At 39.5% G+C, this 19,783-nt stretch carries 13 protein-coding genes and 1 tRNA gene; 9 read left to right on the top strand and 5 right to left on the bottom strand.

Annotation, left to right across the window (positions count from 1 at the left end; translation table 11 throughout):
- Nucleotides 1-54: 54 nt before the first annotated feature.
- A complete protein-coding gene (locus ACKWBX_RS02525) occupies nt 55-3,126 on the bottom strand; it encodes a SusC/RagA family TonB-linked outer membrane protein (RefSeq protein ID WP_413967070.1) in 3,072 nt (1,023 codons plus the stop codon).
- 512 nt (nt 3,127-3,638) lie between these two features.
- Here ACKWBX_RS02525 and ACKWBX_RS02520 point away from each other — a divergent pair.
- The 4 genes from ACKWBX_RS02520 to ACKWBX_RS02505 all read left to right on the top strand — a co-directional run bounded on the left by ACKWBX_RS02520 (nt 3,639) and on the right by ACKWBX_RS02505 (nt 9,808).
- On the top strand, nt 3,639-6,890 hold the full coding sequence (locus ACKWBX_RS02520) for a VCBS repeat-containing protein (RefSeq protein ID WP_413967069.1): 3,252 nt from the start codon (nt 3,639-3,641) through the stop codon (nt 6,888-6,890).
- Nucleotides 6,891-7,056: 166 nt separating this feature from the next.
- The gene (locus ACKWBX_RS02515; protein ID WP_413967068.1) at nt 7,057-8,316 is read left to right on the top strand and encodes a Y-family DNA polymerase; all 1,260 of its coding nucleotides are present in this window, start codon (nt 7,057-7,059) and stop codon (nt 8,314-8,316) included.
- Between the two features lies 1 nt (nt 8,317).
- Nucleotides 8,318-8,761 (top strand): LexA family protein, encoded by a 444-nt coding sequence (locus tag ACKWBX_RS02510; RefSeq protein WP_413967067.1) that lies wholly within the window; start codon nt 8,318-8,320, stop codon nt 8,759-8,761.
- 162 nt (nt 8,762-8,923) lie between these two features.
- Nucleotides 8,924-9,808 carry a hypothetical protein gene (locus ACKWBX_RS02505; RefSeq protein WP_413967066.1) on the top strand — a complete coding sequence of 295 codons (885 nt, stop codon included), beginning with the start codon at nt 8,924-8,926 and terminating at the stop codon, nt 9,806-9,808.
- Nucleotides 9,809-9,914: 106 nt separating this feature from the next.
- Here ACKWBX_RS02505 and ACKWBX_RS02500 read toward each other — a convergent pair.
- Nucleotides 9,915-9,994, bottom strand: a tRNA-Leu gene (locus tag ACKWBX_RS02500).
- A 26-nt stretch (nt 9,995-10,020) separates the two neighbouring features.
- Nucleotides 10,021-10,215, bottom strand: coding sequence for a GIY-YIG nuclease family protein (locus ACKWBX_RS02495; RefSeq protein WP_413967975.1), 195 nt, complete (start codon nt 10,213-10,215; stop codon nt 10,021-10,023).
- Nucleotides 10,216-10,525: 310 nt separating this feature from the next.
- On the opposite strand from ACKWBX_RS02495, the gene ACKWBX_RS02490 reads away from it, so the two are divergent.
- The 3 genes from ACKWBX_RS02490 (at nt 10,526) to pth (ending at nt 12,971) form a co-directional block, all read left to right on the top strand.
- A complete protein-coding gene (locus ACKWBX_RS02490) occupies nt 10,526-11,467 on the top strand; it encodes a ribose-phosphate pyrophosphokinase (RefSeq protein ID WP_413967065.1) in 942 nt (313 codons plus the stop codon).
- Between the two features lie 140 nt (nt 11,468-11,607).
- Nucleotides 11,608-12,255, top strand: coding sequence for a 50S ribosomal protein L25/general stress protein Ctc (locus tag ACKWBX_RS02485; RefSeq protein WP_413967064.1), 648 nt, complete (start codon nt 11,608-11,610; stop codon nt 12,253-12,255).
- An 89-nt stretch (nt 12,256-12,344) separates the two neighbouring features.
- Nucleotides 12,345-12,971 carry an aminoacyl-tRNA hydrolase gene (pth, locus tag ACKWBX_RS02480; protein WP_413967063.1) on the top strand — a complete coding sequence of 209 codons (627 nt, stop codon included), beginning with the start codon at nt 12,345-12,347 and terminating at the stop codon, nt 12,969-12,971.
- A 7-nt stretch (nt 12,972-12,978) separates the two neighbouring features.
- Here pth and ACKWBX_RS02475 read toward each other — a convergent pair whose 3' ends face one another.
- Both ACKWBX_RS02475 and ACKWBX_RS02470 read right to left on the bottom strand, forming a co-directional pair.
- Nucleotides 12,979-13,668: a fibronectin type III domain-containing protein gene (locus ACKWBX_RS02475; RefSeq protein ID WP_413967062.1), complete on the bottom strand. Its 690-nt coding sequence runs from the start codon at nt 13,666-13,668 to the stop codon at nt 12,979-12,981.
- Entirely contained in the window at nt 13,665-17,453 is a 3,789-nt protein-coding gene (locus ACKWBX_RS02470; RefSeq protein WP_413967061.1) for a zinc-dependent metalloprotease, read from the bottom strand. The genes ACKWBX_RS02475 and ACKWBX_RS02470 overlap by 4 nt, the downstream gene beginning before the upstream one ends.
- Before the next feature lie 50 nt (nt 17,454-17,503).
- Between ACKWBX_RS02470 and ACKWBX_RS02465 the strand changes: the two genes are divergently transcribed.
- Nucleotides 17,504-18,430, top strand: a complete 927-nt coding sequence (locus ACKWBX_RS02465) for a bifunctional riboflavin kinase/FAD synthetase (RefSeq protein ID WP_413967060.1) — start codon at nt 17,504-17,506, stop codon at nt 18,428-18,430.
- Nucleotides 18,431-18,458: 28 nt separating this feature from the next.
- Entirely contained in the window at nt 18,459-19,754 is a 1,296-nt protein-coding gene (locus tag ACKWBX_RS02460; RefSeq protein WP_413967059.1) for an HTTM domain-containing protein, read from the top strand.
- The last annotated feature ends 29 nt before the right edge of the window (nt 19,755-19,783 follow it).

The following is a 19,783-nucleotide window of genomic DNA, read 5'->3' as shown; positions in this document are numbered from 1 at the left end:
GATTTTATATTCATATTATATCGATTAAATTTTTATTATAAAGTTAGCAATTTTTTAAAATGACACTTGTACTCCCCAGTTATAAGTCCTAGGAATAGGCACATTAGCGTCGTCAACACCTGCGTTGAACAATTGAACATTGTTCCCCCTAAAGCTCCTTCCAGATTCTGGATAATAACCCGTATAACCTGTAATCGTGAAGAGATTGGTCGCTGAAAAAAACAATCGAGCTCTAGAGACTCCCAAAAAGGATAATGTATTTTCGGGCAGAGTGTATCCTAATTGCAAATTCCTCAACCTAAAATAATCTCCATCTTCCAAAAAGTAATCGGATGGTCTACCATTAACTCCAGTATCCAATAATGTGGCCCTAGGAATATTGGTATCCGTATTGGTAGGTGTCCAGGCGTTCAACAATTCAGGGAGGTAATTCGAAGTGGTGTCAAATGTAAACCGCCATTTGGATGCATTGGCAATTGTATTTCCTGATACGCCATTAAAGAATAATGTCATATCCCAGTTTTTATAATTGGCGTCTATATTGAATCCATACGTGAATTTAGGTTGTGACTGACCTAAGAATATTCTATCATCATCATCTAAATCCCCATCATCATCTACGTCCAAAAAGCGGAGATCACCCGCTACGGCATCAGTTCTACCGTCATCTATAGCCTCTTGATCACTTTGGTATATACCTATGACCTTCCAACCGTGAAAAGCGCCTACAGGATGTCCAGCTTCTGTTCTGGTAATCCTTCTGTCTCCATTTGAAGTGAAATCACCTCCTCTTATAGGAGAAACCCCTTCTCCAAGAGAGGTAACTTCATTTTTAATCGTAGAAAAATTAGCGCTTATATTAAGGTTCAGTTCCCCAGCCTGCGCAAAATAGTTTGCCAGAAATTCAAATCCATTATTTTCAATAGTAGCAGCGTTTGATGGCACGGCATTGCCAAAGCCCAGAAAATTACTTGGTGGCAATGGCGCAATGATATCCGCAGATTCTTTTGTAAAGTAGTCTGCCGTAATTTGCAATTTATTGTCCAAAAAAGCAGCTTCCAAACCAATATTGGTCGTAGTCGTAGTCTCCCACTGCAATTCTGAATTTACCCCGGCTGTTTGCGCAAAACCTGTTGCTCTTCCAGAACCACTACCTGTTATAAAAGAACTATTGGTATTTAAGATCGGTGCAAAAGAATAAGCATCCACATTACTTGACCCCAGTTCCCCGTAACTTAGACGGAACTTAAGATTATCAAACAATTCCTGTTTTTCCATAAAGGATTCGTTAATTACGTTCCAAGCAACAGCCGCTGAAACAAAGTTACCAAACCTTAAATCACTTCTAAATAAAGAAGAACCGTCCCTACGTATAGTTCCCGTAAAGGAATACCTACTGTCATATGAGTAATTGACCCTGCCGATCCAAGAGCGTAATGCCGATCGTATCTCTTCAGACGTTGCCTGTTGCAAATCTTCTGCTGCACTTGCCACTCGGATATCATTACTTGGGAAATTTTGGGCAACTACTCCCAAACTTCGCAATTCATCACGTTGTTCCGTAAACCCCGCCAAAAGACCTACGGTATGTTTGCCGAAATCCTTATTATAATTTAATGTGTTCTCGATTAGGGTAGACAAAAAGTTCGTATTTTCCTCATCAAGCTCATTGATAGGGTTTTGCCCGTTATTAGATGCTGCAAAGAAATACGTTGGCGTAAACTCAAAATTATTACGATTAAAATAATTGATCCCCGCGTTGAGTTTATAGCTTAACCCATCCAATATATCTACCGTTATAATAGCATTCGCCTGTAATTGATTGGTCGTAATCCTACGTTCTTCCAACTCAGCAAGTCCCAAACTATTAATTACATCTTCTATTCCATGAAAACCTAAGCTCCCATCAGAAGTAGCAGAGCCGGCAAATCCACCCTCGAAAATTGGATTGCTGGTAAAAATTGGTGCTGTTGGAATATGGTCACGTTCTTGATTAAAATAAGGATTGGGCTTGTTGACCGTTTGTGTAAGATTCAAATTTTGTTCAAAACGGACCCTACCCTTTTCAAATGAGCTATTGACCCTTAGGCCAGAACGTTCAAACTCATCCGTTTTCAAAATCCCTTTTCTATCGAATCTATTGGCAGAAACGCTGTATGCCGAATTTTCTCCTCCACCCGAGAGACGAAGGTTAAAATTACTTCGAGGTCCAGATCGCAAGGTTTGATCTTGAATTTCCGTATCTATATTTGGATTAAACTGCGTATCGTTAGCAGGAGCCCTTGGTTGACCATCGTTATCATTGGCGGCATTTCTTATGTCCGCATATTGACGGGCATTCGCAAATTCCAATTGATTGATAATTTGGTCAAAGCCGGCACTTGCTTCAAAATCAATGGTCAATTTTCCTTTTTTCCCTTTTTTAGTCGTTACAATGACCACACCGTTTGCCGCTCTTTGACCGTAAATAGCAGCTGCGGAAGCATCTTTCAACACACTTATGCTTTCGATATCGGCTGGATTTAAGTTGTCTATACCCCCTACGAATAAACCATCCACCACGTATAACGGTTGCGCATCGGATAATGTACCCGATCCCCTAATGGTCACGAATGCACCGGCTCCCGCACCTCCACCATCGGTATCTATTTGAACACCAGCAACTCTACCTTGAATGGACTGTGTTACATCATTGGTTGTAAACTTGCCCAATTCATCGCCATCAACTTGGCCTACGGCACCCGTTAAATCAGTTTTTCGTTGAGACCCATACCCTACTACAACGACCTCATCCAGCAAACTTGCATCTTCCGTCAATGAGATATTTATTGTAGTTCTCCCATCCACAGCTACTTCTTGGTTCGTAAAACCTATATAACTCACCACCAAGGTTGCACCGCTTGGCGCATTGATGGTATAGTTTCCGTCAAAATCGGTCTGTGTTCCGTTCGTAGTACCCTTTATCAATACATTGGCACCCGGAAGAGGTTGGTTTTGGTCATCCGTAACATTACCTGAGATAGTAATGTCTTGAGCATGACCCATTACAATAGTGAAAATCAAAAAAACAGTAAACAGCATAGTCCGCTGTTGGGACGTTTTTAAGACTTGATTTGATAATTTCATAAGCGTTCAATTTTGGTTATTATTCAAATTAGTTTAAACAGTCTAAACCAAAAATGCGAATGAATAATCGATTACCGTGTACCAAATGATTCTAAAAAGAGAACATATGGTTTTGTTGTTTTTTTCATTAAAATTTAGAAGTAATCTCTTTTTTTTAAGAAAATCAATACTTATTTTACAATTAAATAATTGTGATTATTTTTTATGTTTGAATCTTGATTGCGATTTATCCCCCTTAAAACCTGACCCACGCTACTTGTTTTTGTAATACGGTATAAGATTAATTTCAAGTGAAACTTACTTTATCCTATTAAAAATATATTGTTATACTTTTAAGAGTGTGATCTCAAATTATATATCCGAAGAATATTACCTCTCTTTTTTTAAAATTTAAAAATTATTATTTGAAAAACACCAGACAGAAAAAGATCGTAGAACTATTAGCTTTCATAATATGTTTTAATTGCATTATTTCTTGTGACAGTACCCGTTCCGAATCTCTTTTCAAAAGATTGGATTCATCGAAAACCGGTATTCATTTTAAAAATGAAATCAAGGAAAACGAAACCTATAATTTTCTGGAGTTTAGCAATATTTATACAGGTTCTGGAGTGGGAATAGGAGATTTTAATAACGACGGCTTACCCGATATCTTTTTTGGCGGTTGTATGCAGAGCAGCCGTTTATACCTTAACCAAGGTGGTTTAAAATTTAAGGATAATACTGAAGAAGCAGGGATACTTACCGACCGTTGGATTACCGGAGTTGCTATTGTGGATATCAACGCCGATGGCTGGGAGGATATTTATTTAAGTGTATCCGGTATTGGCCCTAGTGAAAAAACCAAAAACTTGCTTTTTATCAATAATGGCCTTGGAGACACATCCCGACAGATTTCTTTTACCGAAAGTGCGGAAGATTACGGTATTGCAGATGCATCACAATGTAGTCATGCCAACTTTTTTGATTATGACAAAGACGGGGATTTAGATTTATTTTTAATTATCAATCCTCCAGACTTTAATTTAAAAATCGTCAACGACATTCGTCAGAAAAAAACAAAAGGCGAATCCCCGAGTACCGATAAATTATATCGAAACAATACGATAACAAAAAATCCTATTCAAGGGAATAACGTATCCTTTAACGAAAAAATAAAAAAACTTCCTCTTTTTACGGATGTTTCCAAAGAAGCAGGCATTTTAACAGAGGGGTATAGTCTTAGTATGAATATAAGCGACCTCAATGATGATAATTGGCCGGATATTTATATCACGAATGACTTTTTAAGTGATGACATCATATATATTAATAATCAAGATGGAACTTTTACGAACAAGGCGAACCAAATACTGAAACATACCAGTTACGCTAGTATGGGTATAGATATAGCAGATATAAACAATGATGCTAAACCAGAGATTTACGTTTTGGACATGTTGCCTGAAGATAATTACAGGCAAAAAACAATTGTTGCGGGCGGTAACTATCACCGCTTTCAAAATACCCTAAAAATGGGCTATCTACACCAATATTCGCGCAATACACTACAATTGAACAACGGCGATGGTTCTTTTAGTGAAGTAGGTCAGCTATTCAACGTTCACAAAACGGATTGGAGCTGGAGCGCCCTATTCGCAGATTATGACAATGACGGGTATAAGGATTTATTTATAACGAACGGATTTAAAAGAGATTTAGGCAATTTAGATTATATGATGTATGGAAACTGGAATCCTTTTGGATCTCCTGAAATGATTAAGAAAAGACAATTGGAGACAATCAATAAACAATCCAGTGGAAAATTGCCTAACTATATTTTTCAAAATCAATCAGGCATGGGATTTCTTAAAAAATCAGTCCCTTGGGGAATTGGGGAACCCTCTCAATCACATGGGGCAGCCTATGGGGATTTGGATAACGATGGCGATTTGGACTTGATTACCAATAATATAGACCAAGAGGCATTTATATATGAAAACAGGGCCAATGAACTAAACTCAAATCATTATTTAAAAATAAAGTTAAAGGGAGCCAATCAAAACCTTAGTGCTCTTGGTGCCAAAATATGGCTTTATTATGATAATAAAGTACAGTTTATTGAACAAACGACCTACCGGGGTTATGAATCTACCATGGATCCCATACTTCATTTTGGTCTTGGCAATAACTCCAAAATTGACAGTTTAAAAGTGATTTTTCCCGATGGGAAGGTTATAATTAAAAAACAAATAAAAGCGGATACCTTACTTGTGTTGGAAAACAAAGGTGCCGTTCCTGCTAAGGAGAAACAAAAAAGAGACGAATTTCTTTTTTCAACAGCCAATTATGACTATGGCTTACACTATACACACCAAGAAGATCTACAAGTAGATTTTAATCAGCAATCACTTTTACCTCATCAACATTCACAGCTAGGCCCAGCAATGACAAAAGGTGATGTAAATGGTGATGGCTTAGAGGATATATATATCGGAGGGTCGGCCGGTAATCCTGCCGCTCTAGTCCTTCAAAAGGATGATAAGACATTTGAAATAAAAGAGTGGACGTTAGGGATGGAACATGAAGATACAAACGCCCTGTTCTTTGATGCAGATAAGGACGGTGATTTGGACTTATATGTTTGTTCTGGAGGCACGCAAACTAATAACGCTACAATATTCCAAGACAGGCTTTATATGAACAATGGTAAAGGTAATTTTACAAAAGATGAAACCGCACTACCTAAAATAAATTCCAGTACCAAGGCTATAGCAGCTGCCGATTATGATAAAGATGGTGATTTAGATCTGTTTATCGGCGGTAGGATAACACCGGGAAAATATCCTAATTTTCCAGAAAGCTTCTTGCTAGAAAATCGAGAGGGAACCTTTCATAAACATACAGAATTCCCGAAGGAAATAGGAATGGTCAGCGATGCGCTCTGGACTGATTATGATATGGATAATGATCAAGATTTGATATTAGTTGGTGAGTGGATGCCCATCACCATTTTCGAAAATGATCAAGGACAAATTAATTCTTCTCCTATCACTATTCCATATTCCAATGGATGGTGGAACACTGTTTCAGAAGGTGATTTTGACAATGATGGAGATTTGGACTACTTAGCCGGAAATTTAGGTTTGAATACTGACTATAGGGCCAGTAAAGAAGAACCTCTACGAATTTACAGTAATGACTTTGATAATAATGGCAGCGTAGACCCGATTATTTGCCAGTATAATGATGGCATTGAGTATACAATTGCTCCAAGAGATAAATTAATAGAACAAATTCCCTCAATAAAAAAAAGGTTCACCACCTACCATAAATATGCCAGTACTCCTTTTAAGGACATTTTCAATGAAAAGGAACTTGAAAATACACAAGTCCTAGAAACCTACATTTTGGAGAGTTGTTATATTGAAAACTTAGGAAACCGCAAGTTTAACTTACGACCATTACCAAATGAACTACAGATTGCGCCAATCAATAAGCTTTTAACAAAAAAAATAGATAATGATGAACATCTAGATGTATTGGCCATCGCAAACGACTACAGCACCGAGGTTACCATTGGTCGTTATGATGCGTCTACAGGAGCTGTTATGTTGGGAAACGGAAAAGGCGGATTTGATGTAAAAAGAGGTTCGTATTCAGGGTTTTTGGTAGATAAAAATGCGAAAAACATGATTACATTAAAACTGGGAAGTGAGGAAGAAGAACTGATATTGGTGGGGAACAATAGTGATAGTCTACAAGTATTCAAAAAAATACAATAAAGAATTTCTTGAAACCGAATATCCCCGAGGCAAGCCATAGAAGTACCCGCCTGCGGCCAGCAGGTTTCACCAGTTCCATTTTGGCCTCAGAGCCAAAATGGAACTTTTATAAAGTCTATATTTGGGTTCAAATTGTATCGGGCTTGAAAATCAGTAATTTTGTGTCATGTTTGCTTTAGTAGATTGCAATAATTTTTATGCTTCTTGCGAGCGGGTCTTCCAACCTTCTCTCAATGATAGACCTGTAGCCATTTTATCGAATAATGATGGGTGTTTTATTTCTAGAAGTAGTGAAGCGAAAGCTTTAGGCCTGCCCATGGCCGCACCAGCGTTCAAATACAAAAGCTTTTGTAAGGAACACGATATAAAAGTCCTTTCCTCCAATTATCCTTTGTACGGTGATATGAGCAATAGGGTAATGAACATTCTCAATAAATTCACTCCGGACATTGAAACCTATAGTATTGATGAGGCATTTTTGAAATTTGAAGGTTTCCAAGGATATGATTTTAACACCTATGGGAGAAAAATACAGTATAAGGTAGAGAAATCTACAGGAATCCCTATAAGTATAGGCTTGGCTCCCACTAAGGCCCTATCCAAGGTAGCAAACAAAATTGCAAAAAAATTTAAATCAAAAACTGGAGGGGTATTTGTTATCATTTCTGAAGAAGATAGAATAAAGGCTTTGCAATGGACAAAAATCGAAACCGTTTGGGGCATTGGCCATGGTAATTTAAAAAGGGTACGTTCCAAAAGTGTGAAAACCGCTTATGATTTTACCCAACTCTCGGATGAATGGACAAAAAAACAAATGGGCATTATAGGTTTGCGCTTAAAAAAGGATTTGGAAGGCGAACCCACTTTAGATTTAGATGACGACACGAGGGATAAAAAAGCAATTGCGACTACCCGCAGTTTTGAAAATACATATTCCGATATTGAAAATATACAAGAACGAATATCAACTTTTGCAAGCAGTTGTGCCGAAAAACTTCGAGCTCAAAAAAGTAGTTGTAACATTGTAATGGTATTTTTAAGGAGCGATAAACATAAAAAAAACACAATACAGGACAGAAGTAGTACATATATAACGTTGCCATATGCCAGTGATTCCAATCTTACCATAAGTAATTATGCAGTGAGGGCCGTTACGTCCATATTCAAAAAAGGAATAAAATATAAAAAAGCCGGGGTCATTGTCACTGGATTGGTGCCTACGGATACACGACAACTAGATTTGTTTCAGCGTGAAAACCCGAAACATGATGAACTTATGAAAGTGGTGGACAAAATCAATAATAAGTACAACGGTCACAAGCTCAAAATAGCCAATCAAGATTTACAGCGTACTTGGAAAATGCGTCAAGAACATTTGTCCCCTAAATACACTACCCAAATAAAGGATATTATAAAAGTAAAGTAGTTTGAAAAAGAAACTCAATACAGGAAACTTACATTTTTTTATTCCGGATACCACCAAAAAAGTAAAAATCCCGCTCGTAGAAAATGGAATTTCAGCTGGTTTTCCCTCCCCGGCCGAGGATTTTAAAGAAACTCGGATAAGCTTGGATAAGACCTTGATAAAGAACAAAGAAGCTACGTTTTACGCCAGAGTAGAAGGAAAATCGATGATAGGTGCCGGACTGGACCATGGCGACCTACTTGTTATTGATCGTAGTTTAGAAGCAGAAAATGGTAAAATAGCAGTTTGTTTCATTGATGGTGAGTTTACCGTAAAGCGGCTAAAGGTAACTATAGATGCTATTTACCTTATGCCAGAAAATAAGTCTTATGAGCCCATGAGGGTTCAAAAAGAAAGTAATCTACTCATTTGGGGCGTAGTAACTTACGTGATTAAAGCTGTATAACTTAAAACGTATCCCTAGGTACTGAATTTTTCATTGTGGAGCATAACTTAAAAAATAAAGAAATTTTCCAACATTTAAGACGAAAAGGCGTTATTTTAAATACGAAGAATCCAATTCTTTGGCTATGATACCTTTTCACCAAACCGATGTAGTAGTATTTTTATGAGTCTAACGAGATTCTTGACCTCATTCTTAAGATGTATTATCCTATTAGGTGCCATCCCTACAAGCGCTCAATCGGAAAAATCGTCCATTACCATAACGGACCCGGCACATGGAACCGTTTGGGATATTACAAAACCTGCAGCTTTACAATGGTCAGTAGAAAATATAACTTCGGAAAAATCCATCCGATTTTTTCTGGTACGCAATGAAATGGTCGTACAGGAATTAGGTTCGTTCAAAAACACGGGCAGTACGAACGGTATAGCCTTGGCAAAAAATATAGGTTCCGGTGATAAGTATCAAGTAGTGGGTATTGAACTGTTCCCGGATAATAAATATAGCATAGCCAAGTTCGTGACTCCATTTTTCTCCATCGTCAATAAAGCTTCCGATGCGCGAAAAAGAAAAAAGGAGTTGGCAATGGCACAACCAGTTCCAAAAAAAGAGAAAAAGAACTCAAAAAGAAAAAAGGTTCTGCCTAAGAAAGAAGAAAAAAGTGCCGGTACCCAAGCTTCCAAATCAACGGCACGTCAAGCGTTCCAAGGGCGAAAAATTTCCTATACTAAAGAGTTCGCGTTTGACAGTGAGGAAATCAGTATAAAAATATGGGATCATGGACGACAGGATGGAGATATTGTGTCTATTTTTCTAAACGGTGCCGCAGTAGTATCAAAACACCTTTTAACGTACCAAAAAAAGGAATTCAATATAAAATTGAATCCCAACAAATCCAACGACCTGTTCCTCTATGCCCATAACTTAGGGAACGCTCCGCCAAATACCGTTGCCATAGAAATTACAGATGGCAACAAAGCTGAAAATATTGTCCTCAACTCGGACCTGCAAAGTTGCGAGGCAGTGATGATTAGTGTGAAAAAGTAAAAATCCCACCACTAAAGAGATTTTCCATACTGCAAGTGACCGCAACACTTAAAAAGGAAGCCATTATCAAAAAAACCTTCCCTGTTTTAGGGAAGGTTTTGAAGAGTACTCGAGGTGGGAATCGAACCCACACTCCGAAGAACTGGATTTTGAATCCAGCGCGTCTACCAGTTCCGCCACTCGAGCTTGTCTGCCCGTAGGCAGGCATAGTACTATTTATCTTTGTCTCTCAATATTCTTAGCTGTTCCTTACCACAGCCAGATTTCCAATATTTTTCTCTTATCCGAGCAGATTTTCTATCTGCACACTCCTCTTTATAAATCAATTTAAAAGGAGCGTAATAACGGGTTGTTTTTTCACTACCCGAATTATGCCGTATTATTCTGTTCGTCAAGTTTTTTGTCATCCCTACATAAATGTAGTTGTGCTGCAAGCTAGACAAGGCATAAACCATAATCATACAAAACCATATTTCAAAAAGCGTGCCTGCCTGTCGGCAGACAGGTCTACCAGTTCCGCCACTCGAGCTTGCCTACCGAAAGGTACGGCATAACATAAAACAGGAGTGCAAAATTAAAAAATATTTTCTTTTCAGCCCTAAAAAAAGAAACAATTATCCTTTAGCAACAAAAATTAATTTTTAAATTTGCACCTCCTTAGAAAACAGGGTGTTTCGTATATTAAACATTCCCTTTAAAGACATAACAAGACTAGCTATGCCATATCAAGTTCCGCAGCCTAAAATTTTTGCCTGTACCCAAAGTATGGAATTAGGTGAGAAGATTGCCAAAGCTTACGGTATGGAGTTGGGCAATGTTATTTTTTCACGTTATAGCGATGGTGAATTCCAACCCTCTTACGAGGAATCAATAAGGGGCACCAGAATCTTTATCATAGGTTCAACACATCCCGGTCCGGAAAACTTAATGGAAATGCTATTAATGGTCGATGCGGCCAAAAGGGCATCGGCCAGGCACATCACCGCTGTCATGCCGTATTTTGGATGGGCCAGACAGGACAGGAAAGACAAACCAAGAGTTCCTATTGCCGCAAAACTGGTAGCTAAAATGTTGGAAGCTGCAGGGGCAACGAGAATTATTACCATGGATTTGCATGCGGACCAAATTCAAGGATTTTTTGAAAAACCCGTGGATCATTTATTTGCCTCTACTTTGTTTTTACCCTACCTAAAAAATTTAGGGTTGGATAATCTTACTATCGCATCTCCTGATATGGGAGGTTCCAAAAGGGCTTATGCCTATTCCCGTGCTTTGGAAAGTGATGTTGTAGTCTGTTACAAGCAGCGTGCCAAGGCCAATATAATTTCCCATATGGAGTTGATCGGTGACGTACAGGGTAAGAACGTAGTGCTTGTAGATGATTTGGTAGATACAGCGGGCACATTGACCAAGGCGGCGGATTTAATGATGGAAAGAGGTGCGGAAAGTGTTAGGGCCATAACAACTCACGGCCTTTTGTCCGGGGATGCCTATGAAAAAATAGAAAATTCAAAATTGAAGGAATTGATCATTACAGATTCGATTCCCATTGAAATAAAGAGCGATAAAGTTAAAGTGTTGAGCTGTGCCAATCTCTTTGCGGATGTCATGGACAAAGTACACAACAACAATTCTATTTCCTCAAAATTTCTCATGTAACTTGGCCCCTGTCTGCCGACAGGCAGGTACGCTCAGCTACCTATCTTCGGATGATAGCTGTACAAGAATATAAACGAGGAGGCGACCGAGCATAGTCGAAGTCATGATTAAAGTCGAATTATTAATTTTTAATACATATAATGAAGTCAATTACAATTAAAGGATCAGAAAGAGAAAGCGTGGGCAAGAAGGCAACGAAGGCCCTACGTAATGCTGGAATGGTTCCTTGCGTAGTATACGGAGGGGAAAAACCACTACATTTTTCAGCACCTGAACTAGCGTTCAGGGATTTAGTGTACACTGCCGCCGCTCATACCGTAAAGGTTGACTTAGGAGAAGGTAAAGTAAAGGCTATTATGCAGGACATTCAGTTTCACCCTGTAACGGATAAAATCCTGCATATTGATTTTTATCAATTATTTGATGATAAGGAAGTCACCATGAACATTCCGGTACGTTTACAGGGAAATTCCCCGGGGGTAAGAAATGGTGGTCGTTTATTGTTCAGAAAGAGAAAATTGGCCATCAAGGCCTTACCGGACAAATTACCGGATTTCTTTGATGTTGATATCTCGAAGTTAAAAATCGGTCAAAACATTTCAGTAGCTACACTTTTGAATGATGATTTTACCATCTTACATCCGGACAGTACCGTTGTGGTACAGGTTAAGACAGCCCGTGCAGCCATAGCCGTAGATGAGGATGAGGAAGAAGGTGAAGGTGAAGAAGGAGCAGAAGCAACGGCAGAAGGTGCAGAGGCACCAGCTGAAGAGGCAGCTCAAGAATAGCCCAGTAACAGTTATAGATTTCGTAGAAGCATCTTGGTATCGCTATCAAGATGCTTTTGTATTTTTATAAGGTTCGATGAATTCATGATATGTTTCAATTTCTTAAATCTATTTTCAATTCCAACACTTTTTTAGACGAAGATAATCCCATGAAGAAATTTTTAATCATTGGCCTAGGAAATATAGGTGATGAATATAGAGAGACCCGACACAATATTGGTTTTAAAGTGTTGGACGCACTAGCCGAAGCCGAGGATTTTAGTTTTGAAACTGCCAAACTTGGCGATGTAGCTACTTTCAAAATAAAAGGAAGGAGCATTTTGTGCCTAAAACCTTCTACTTATATGAATAGGAGCGGCAAAGCTGTAAAGTATTGGATGGACAAGGAAAAAATACCACAGGAAAATATCCTTGTCGTCACGGACGATATTAATCTTCCTTTTGGTACCATACGTATCAAAACCAAAGGCAGTGATGGTGGGCATAACGGATTAAAGGACATTCAGCAGTTTCTTCAAACTACAAAATACAATAGGTTTCGCTTTGGGGTAGGCGCTGATTTTGGAAAAGGCAGGCAGGTAGAATACGTATTGGGGCAATGGAACGAGGAAGAGAAATCCAATATGGACGAGCGACTCAAAAAATCAGCTGAAGTAATTAAATCTTTTGTATTGGCCGGTATCGAAAGAACCATGAACCAGTTTAACAACACTTAAAAAGCAATTAAGATACTTTAAAGCTATATATGTTGGAGTTTGTAGCATTCCCCTCGGCGTCTTTTACCACTACGCGCCAATAGTAAACAGTATCGGCGGCAACGTTAACTTTTACGACAGTAGTATTCAAAGGCAATGTATCAATTAAAGTATCCGGTGATGTCTCCGTAGAAAAGTAAACTTCGTATTCGGAAATATCATTGTCCAAATCGGAAGCCGTCCACGATAATTCCACTTCATTGTTGACATCCTTAAAAACCTTGGAAGCCATTTCCGGAAAAACCGCCTCTGCGGGAAAAGGTGCAAAAGTTGTGGTAGAGCCTTGATTATAAAAACTCCATTCCACACTTGACACCGTTTCTTGAACCTTACCGTTTTTAGAGGTTACTCGCCATGTAAACGGCTCTCCCCTCTGTATGGGCAATCTCCCGGATGTAGTTGAAAGGTTGCTTAGCGTCTGTACAACGCCTGTATTAATGTTGGTCACTCTCAAATCATAAGTTTCCGTATTATCGGCTGCTTGCCAACGGAACTCAATCTGTGTCGCTGTGGCACTAAGATTATCGCCTACGGTACATTCCGAGTTCCTTTCCGGAAATATCAATTGAACGGCTTCCGGCGGTTTAGGAGCACTCTTTTTTTTACATGCCGAAAAGGTCAAGGTCAAAAATCCTAAAATTAATAATACCCGTTTCATCTTTTAATAACTTTAGTTGTTCCTTGTACTCCATCGCCCTTAAACTCGATATAATAAAGTCCTGTTGCCAATGCGGATAGATCCAATTCTAATTGTGCTCCGTTTACTTGGTAGGAATTGGTTGAAATAAATCGGCCATCTGCACTGAAAACGGTTACACTCAACATTCCGTCCATATTTCCGAAAAATACGTTAGTGCTGTTATCAAAAGGGTTTGGAAATACCACGGGAGTACTTGAAAATATAAACTGTTCTTCATAAGTACCTTGACAGGATTTGTTGGTGGTCACCTTCAAGAAATTAATTCCTTTTTCCAAATCCAAAGTAATCTCGTCAGCTTCGGTCTGTATCAATTTTCCATTTAAGGCAACATTATACAATTCCGAACCAAGCATGTTTACAGTTACCTGTTTTCCATCCAAAGAAACTTTCGAAGTAACACTGAGGGCATCTGGTTCTGTAATCACGACGTCCAAACAGAATTCTTCATATACGACAGTACCGTCAGTTCCCGTAATACACATGGCATATGTACCTGCACTTAGGTCAGGAACGGTAAGGCCATCCGTAAAGCTCAGCGTAGTATCTGTTCCTGGGCCGGTTATGGACGCTTCATAATCCAATGCTATCTTAGGCGTTATCTGTATTTGGCCGTCATTGTTGTTGATACACGACTCGCTATCTAAACTAACACTAAAATTTTCATTTGGAAAGCGGAACACGGGACATCCGGAAATATCCACTTCTTGGCCTTCGGGAGTTCCCAAACAAAGGTCATCGCCATCATCAAAAACGCCATCGTTATCTTCATCCGGCCTAAAATCACCTTCCACGCAAACCTCCAAGGAAAAGGCATTCAATGTGCCTCCATCCGAAGGCGCATTGTCGCTTATCTCCAATACCCATTCCCCTAAAATAGATTCTCCATTAAAAGAGCTCAAAGAACCTAGCGGCTTTACCGTACCGCCAATAGCAGGATTATTGTCGCATACAAACGGTGCGGCATCATCATCAAACGTGGCGTTTATATTACGAGCATCGTTACAGGAGCTAGAGGTTAAAACTACGGTCGTGCCCGCAGGAGAAGTAAGGCTAATGACCAAATCCCCTAAAAAGGTATGGTCTATATCCAGACTTACATTGATATCCGCCAACGGTAAATCTTCAAAAAAGGCAATTTTGGTAGAAACGGTAGGTGTACCACTAGCCGAAATTACAAGAGGCAGCGCTGCTGTTGCCAATTTTGTGGTACAATTAAATTGTATGGTCGTAAAACTGTTGGCGGGACCAAACACTCCCTCGCCACAATTGTTCTTGGGTTTCACCCTCCAAAAATATTGCGTGTCGTTATCCAAGTTGTTCGGAGGGTAAGAATTGGTAGCCACCGTAGTCATTTCAACAATGTTAGAAAAGGCCGCATCCGTAGCAATCTCAATATCATATGAAGTATCTTGTACATTTTCTTCCCATTCCAATAACAAATCCTTGGAAGTATCCAAAGCACCATCTGCCGGAGAAACGAGATTTACCTCCGAGAAATTCGTATCAAATACGCCCAATTGAAGCGTTACTTGTTTTGTTACGCTTGCAGCAGTAGCTGTAACTTGAAGCGGGTAGGTTCCTACCGCCAAAGCTCCTATACCCGTTAGCGTCATGCTCACTGTGGTAGGATTGGTCACAGTATTATCGGTCGCTATTGGAGAAAACACTACTCCCAACCCTGCTGGTGCACCTTCCACACTAAAAGTACTTTCCTCTGCAAAACCAAGGTACGTTTCGTAGTCAAAACTGATTACTACATCATCCGGTTTACAAACTTCATAGTTCAACTGTTCAAAATTCAACACAACTTCCGATGCCGTTATGGTAAAATCAGTGTTATTCACCGCAAAAAAGATATTATTGGTAGGCCTTACCATAACCCTAGCCGTTGTAGTCGGTGTTCCCGGTATGATTACATCATGGCTTCCATCATTCGGCACATTATCGGCCAATAGTACTGGATAAGTAAGTCCACCGTCCAAAGAGAGAAAAATAGAAACATCCTCGGCCGAAATCGGCACCAAGTTGGTATCGGAAACATCCCATGTTATCGTCTGTACTTCGCCCGCCACATATGAGACGGCGGTATTTTGTGAATTCACTACAAAAGGTCCCGCACTGGCGATTACATCTACCGATACCTCATCAGAAGCGGACTGACCACCATTTAAAGCGTTATCACGAACGGTCAAAGCAAAATTTAGGCTACGTTCCACATCGGAAAGCGTTTCCCAAGCCTCTCCGATAGCGGGATCAGACTGTGTAAGGTTACCTGATAAAATCCTTTCCAATCTTGGAAAATAACGTTCTGGACTTGTTACTGGCGGCAAAGAACGAAACATAGCTCCAGTAGGATTCGTAGGGCCAAAAGTTGCCTGTGTTACGATTCCGTTATCAATCTGTTCCCATGTATAGGTCAAAACATCGGCGGCATCCGCATCCGAAGCATCCCCGGTCAATACAAAAGGTGTTGACTTTGGTATCACATAATTTTCAACGGGATTTACGGTAGGCGGCGTATTGGTAAAACTTGTGGATTCCCCGCAGGAAATAGTTTGCAAAAAATCTTGTATTTGAACGATGCTCGTATAGTGAAAATAGGCATCGCTGTTCGATGCAACGTTGTTTACCCCGGTGATACCCGCATAGCCCATAATAGTGGTTCCACTGGCCGGTTCTACCTGAAATACAGTCCCCTCGGAAAGATGGGACCAAGTATGGTTCGCGCCGAATTGGTGTCCCATTTCATGGGCAACCAAATCAATATCAAAACCGTCTCCCTGAGGTGCAGAAAGTGTTGAATAGGCACTCCCCTTTTGATTGTCACTACAAACACCTCCAATAAAACCTGCATTCCCGTCCAAGGTATCGTCCTGTTGGTTGAACAAATGTCCAATATCATAATTTTCGCTACCAATAACCGTATTCAGTGTGTTTTGTGTCTGCGTACTGAGGCTACCCGTGTAAGGGTCTGTTTCAGCATCAAGGTAAATAACCTCATCCGTATTGGCTATAAGTTCCAAAGTGACCGCCAGATCGCGCTCAAAAATTTCGTTGACCCTGTTTAATGTAGCGTTTATAGCCGCCAAAGCATCTGCTTTGGTACCACCATGAAAAGTAGTGTATTCCCCTGAAGCCGTTATGGCAACCCTAAATTTTCGCAAGGTTTGATCGTCTACCAATCTTGCCGTTAAATTTGTAGAAGTTTCTAAAATTTTACTGGTCGTACCACAAAAAAAGTCCATCTCCTTTTTGGTATGGGCCTCTCTATTGTAAAGGATATAATGTTCTCCCTTTCCTTTCTGCATGAACAATGTTCCTGTTTCGCCCGGCAAAGTCATCATACTTTCAATTCCCTTGTGCGAAACACTGAAACGAATCCGTTTGCTTTTATCGTTCAGAGCCAATCCTTTATACGATTTGATATTGGGGTACTTTTTTGCCAGTTCTTTTGAAAACACGGGTGCCTCTATCACCTCGAACGGAATTTGACGTCCGGTTTCATCCGGAAAATAAACAATATTTGTGGTGGTTTGCTGTACTCCTATGCTTTTAAGTTGCGCCCTAAAAGCCTGTTCGTTTAATTGAAATGCCTTTAGGTTATCTACATTCCACTGTTTCAGCTCCAGACTTTCTTCTTTATTGGATAATGAAACGGTCTTCCAAGGACTGTTCTGGGCTACTCCGGAAAAGGAGAGAAATACTATGGTAATTGAAAAAACAAGGCGTAATTTTGTAATCATTGAGGGGCTTTTCTCAAATTCAAATATAAGTCTTTTTATTCCTATCATAAGTGATTACTGTTCATAGCATTCATAAACACAATCAAAATGATGCCGTTGCCATAACCATCGGTACATTTGATGGGGTGCATATAGGGCATCGTAAAATACTGGAAAGGGTCATAAACCATGCCAAAGAGTCGGGATTAAAATCTGCCGTACTCACTTTTTTTCCACATCCTAGAATGGTCCTACAAAAAGATGCCGACATTAAATTGTTGAATACGATCGAGGAAAAAAATGCCATTTTAAAGGAAATGGGATTGGATATATTGGTAATCCATCCGTTTACAAAAGACTTTTCACGTTTATCGGCAACGGAATTCGTGAGAGACCTTTTGGTCAATAAACTAAAATCAAAAAAAATCATCATTGGATACGATCACAGGTTCGGCAGAAACAGAAATGCCAATATTACGGACCTCATCGCCTTTGGCAATACTTTTGATTTTGAAGTAGAGGAAATCCCCGCGCAAGAAATAGACGATGTATCCGTAAGCTCTACCAAAATTAGAAAAGCACTGGAAGACGGCGATATTGAAACGGCAAACAACTACTTGGGATATGCCTACATGCTTAACGGAACGATTCAAAAAGGGAAAGCATTGGGCAGGCAAATAAACTTCCCCACGGCAAATATCATCATTGCGGAAGCGTATAAACTTATTCCAAAAAATGGTTCATACGTTGTGAAAAGCAGTATCAACGGAAAAACTGTCCATGGGATGATGAACATTGGTTTTAATCCTACCGTTAATGGACAAGAAAAAACCATTGAGGTCCATTATTTTGACTATGAGGGAGATTTGTACGGACAAAAGATCCAAGTGGATTTATTAGCGAGGTTGCGGGACGAGAAAAAATTCGATTCTGTTGATGACCTCAAAAACCAATTGGCAAAAGACAAGGAGAAATCACTTCAATTTATTTCCAGATAAAATGCTACAGCGGTTGTTTTTTCAAAGAATGGATAACGGCCCGCTTCTGATTTTTCGGATTTTTTTTGGAATCCTTGTCACCCTGGAGTGTTGGGGAGCCATCATTACAGGTTGGGTAAAAAGAAATTTGGTCGATCCCGAATACACGTTCCCCTTTATAGATTTCGAACGTCTAGAGCCTTTGCCCGGTATGGGGATGTATTTTTATTTTGGATTGATGGGCCTTACGGGTATTTGTATCGCTTTGGGCTACAGATACCGCATTAGCATTGTTACGTTTACCGTTTTATGGACAGGTGCTTATCTGATGCAAAAAGCGGCATACAACAATCACTACTATTTATTGGTATTGATTTCTTTGTTCATGTGTATTTTTCCTGCTAATAAGGCCAAGTCTTTAGATGTAAAACTAGGGTATGTAAAAGAAATACACACCATGCCCGGTTATGTGAAATGGACCATCGTTTTTCAGCTTCTTATCGTCTATGTATATGCTTCTGTAGCAAAATTGTATGGGGATTGGCTGGATTTTGGTATGATAAAAATCCTGATGAGTCCCAAAGCGGATTATCACCTTATTGGAAGTTTGTTACAAGAGCCATGGCTCCATAAAGTTATCGGCACGGTAGGCATTCTTTTTGATTTGCTCATTGTTCCTGCCCTACTCTGGAAACCGACTCGAAAAATTGCTTTTATTGCCTCTATTTTTTTCCATCTCTTTAATTCCATTGTATTTCAAATTGGTATTTTCCCATACCTATCCTTGGCATTTACCGTGTTTTTCTTTCCCGCGGAAACCATTAACAAAATCTTTTTCAAACACAGGGCTGCTCAAATGGAGCATGCACTCGTAATTCCTTCTTATAAAAATATGGTGTTGGTCGGGTTCGGCATTTATTTTTTGATTCAATTACTGCTCCCCATACGTCATTATTTTATTAAAGACGAAGTCCTTTGGACGGAAGAAGGACACCGAATGAGCTGGAGAATGATGCTCCGTAGCCGTTATGGGAAAGGAACATTTAAAGTAATCAACATAAAAACCAAGGAAGAAGAACTGGTTAGACCCAAAGATTATCTTAATAAGGGTCAGTTGCGCAAAGTCTTTTCCTATCCGGATTTTGCTTGGCAATTTGCGCAATACCTAAAAAAGAAATACGCCGAAAAAGGCGAGGATGTTGCGGTCTACCTAAAAAATTCCAAAATCAGTATTAACGGAAGACCCTATAAATCCTTTATAGACGGAAAGACCAACTTGGCCGATACACCTTGGAAACCATTGGAACACCATGAATGGATATTACCTTCCCAATTGGACAAATAGTTTGCGCAACCTTTTGAAGGTTTCTCATC

It is taken from the genome of Maribacter algae, from assembly GCF_047345745.1.
GTDB lineage: Bacteria > Bacteroidota > Bacteroidia > Flavobacteriales > Flavobacteriaceae > Maribacter.
The sequence above is the reverse complement of the archived record's forward strand: the minus strand, read 5'-3'. Positions and strand labels throughout refer to the sequence as shown.

Excerpts from the sequence above, each read along its gene's own strand:
- ACKWBX_RS02495 (WP_413967975.1), bottom strand. The coding sequence starts at position 10,215 with ATGACAAAAAACTTGACGAACAGAATAATACGGCATAATTCGGGTAGT.
- ACKWBX_RS02485 (WP_413967064.1), top strand. The coding sequence starts at position 11,608 with ATGAAGTCAATTACAATTAAAGGATCAGAAAGAGAAAGCGTGGGCAAG.
- ACKWBX_RS02460 (WP_413967059.1), top strand. The coding sequence starts at position 18,459 with ATGGATAACGGCCCGCTTCTGATTTTTCGGATTTTTTTTGGAATCCTT.
- ACKWBX_RS02475 (WP_413967062.1), bottom strand. The coding sequence starts at position 13,668 with ATGAAACGGGTATTATTAATTTTAGGATTTTTGACCTTGACCTTTTCG.
- ACKWBX_RS02490 (WP_413967065.1), top strand. The coding sequence starts at position 10,526 with ATGCCATATCAAGTTCCGCAGCCTAAAATTTTTGCCTGTACCCAAAGT.
- ACKWBX_RS02505 (WP_413967066.1), top strand. The coding sequence starts at position 8,924 with ATGAGTCTAACGAGATTCTTGACCTCATTCTTAAGATGTATTATCCTA.
- pth (WP_413967063.1), top strand. The coding sequence starts at position 12,345 with ATGTTTCAATTTCTTAAATCTATTTTCAATTCCAACACTTTTTTAGAC.
- ACKWBX_RS02515 (WP_413967068.1), top strand. The coding sequence starts at position 7,057 with ATGTTTGCTTTAGTAGATTGCAATAATTTTTATGCTTCTTGCGAGCGG.
- ACKWBX_RS02470 (WP_413967061.1), bottom strand. The coding sequence starts at position 17,453 with ATGATTACAAAATTACGCCTTGTTTTTTCAATTACCATAGTATTTCTC.
- ACKWBX_RS02525 (WP_413967070.1), bottom strand. The coding sequence starts at position 3,126 with ATGAAATTATCAAATCAAGTCTTAAAAACGTCCCAACAGCGGACTATG.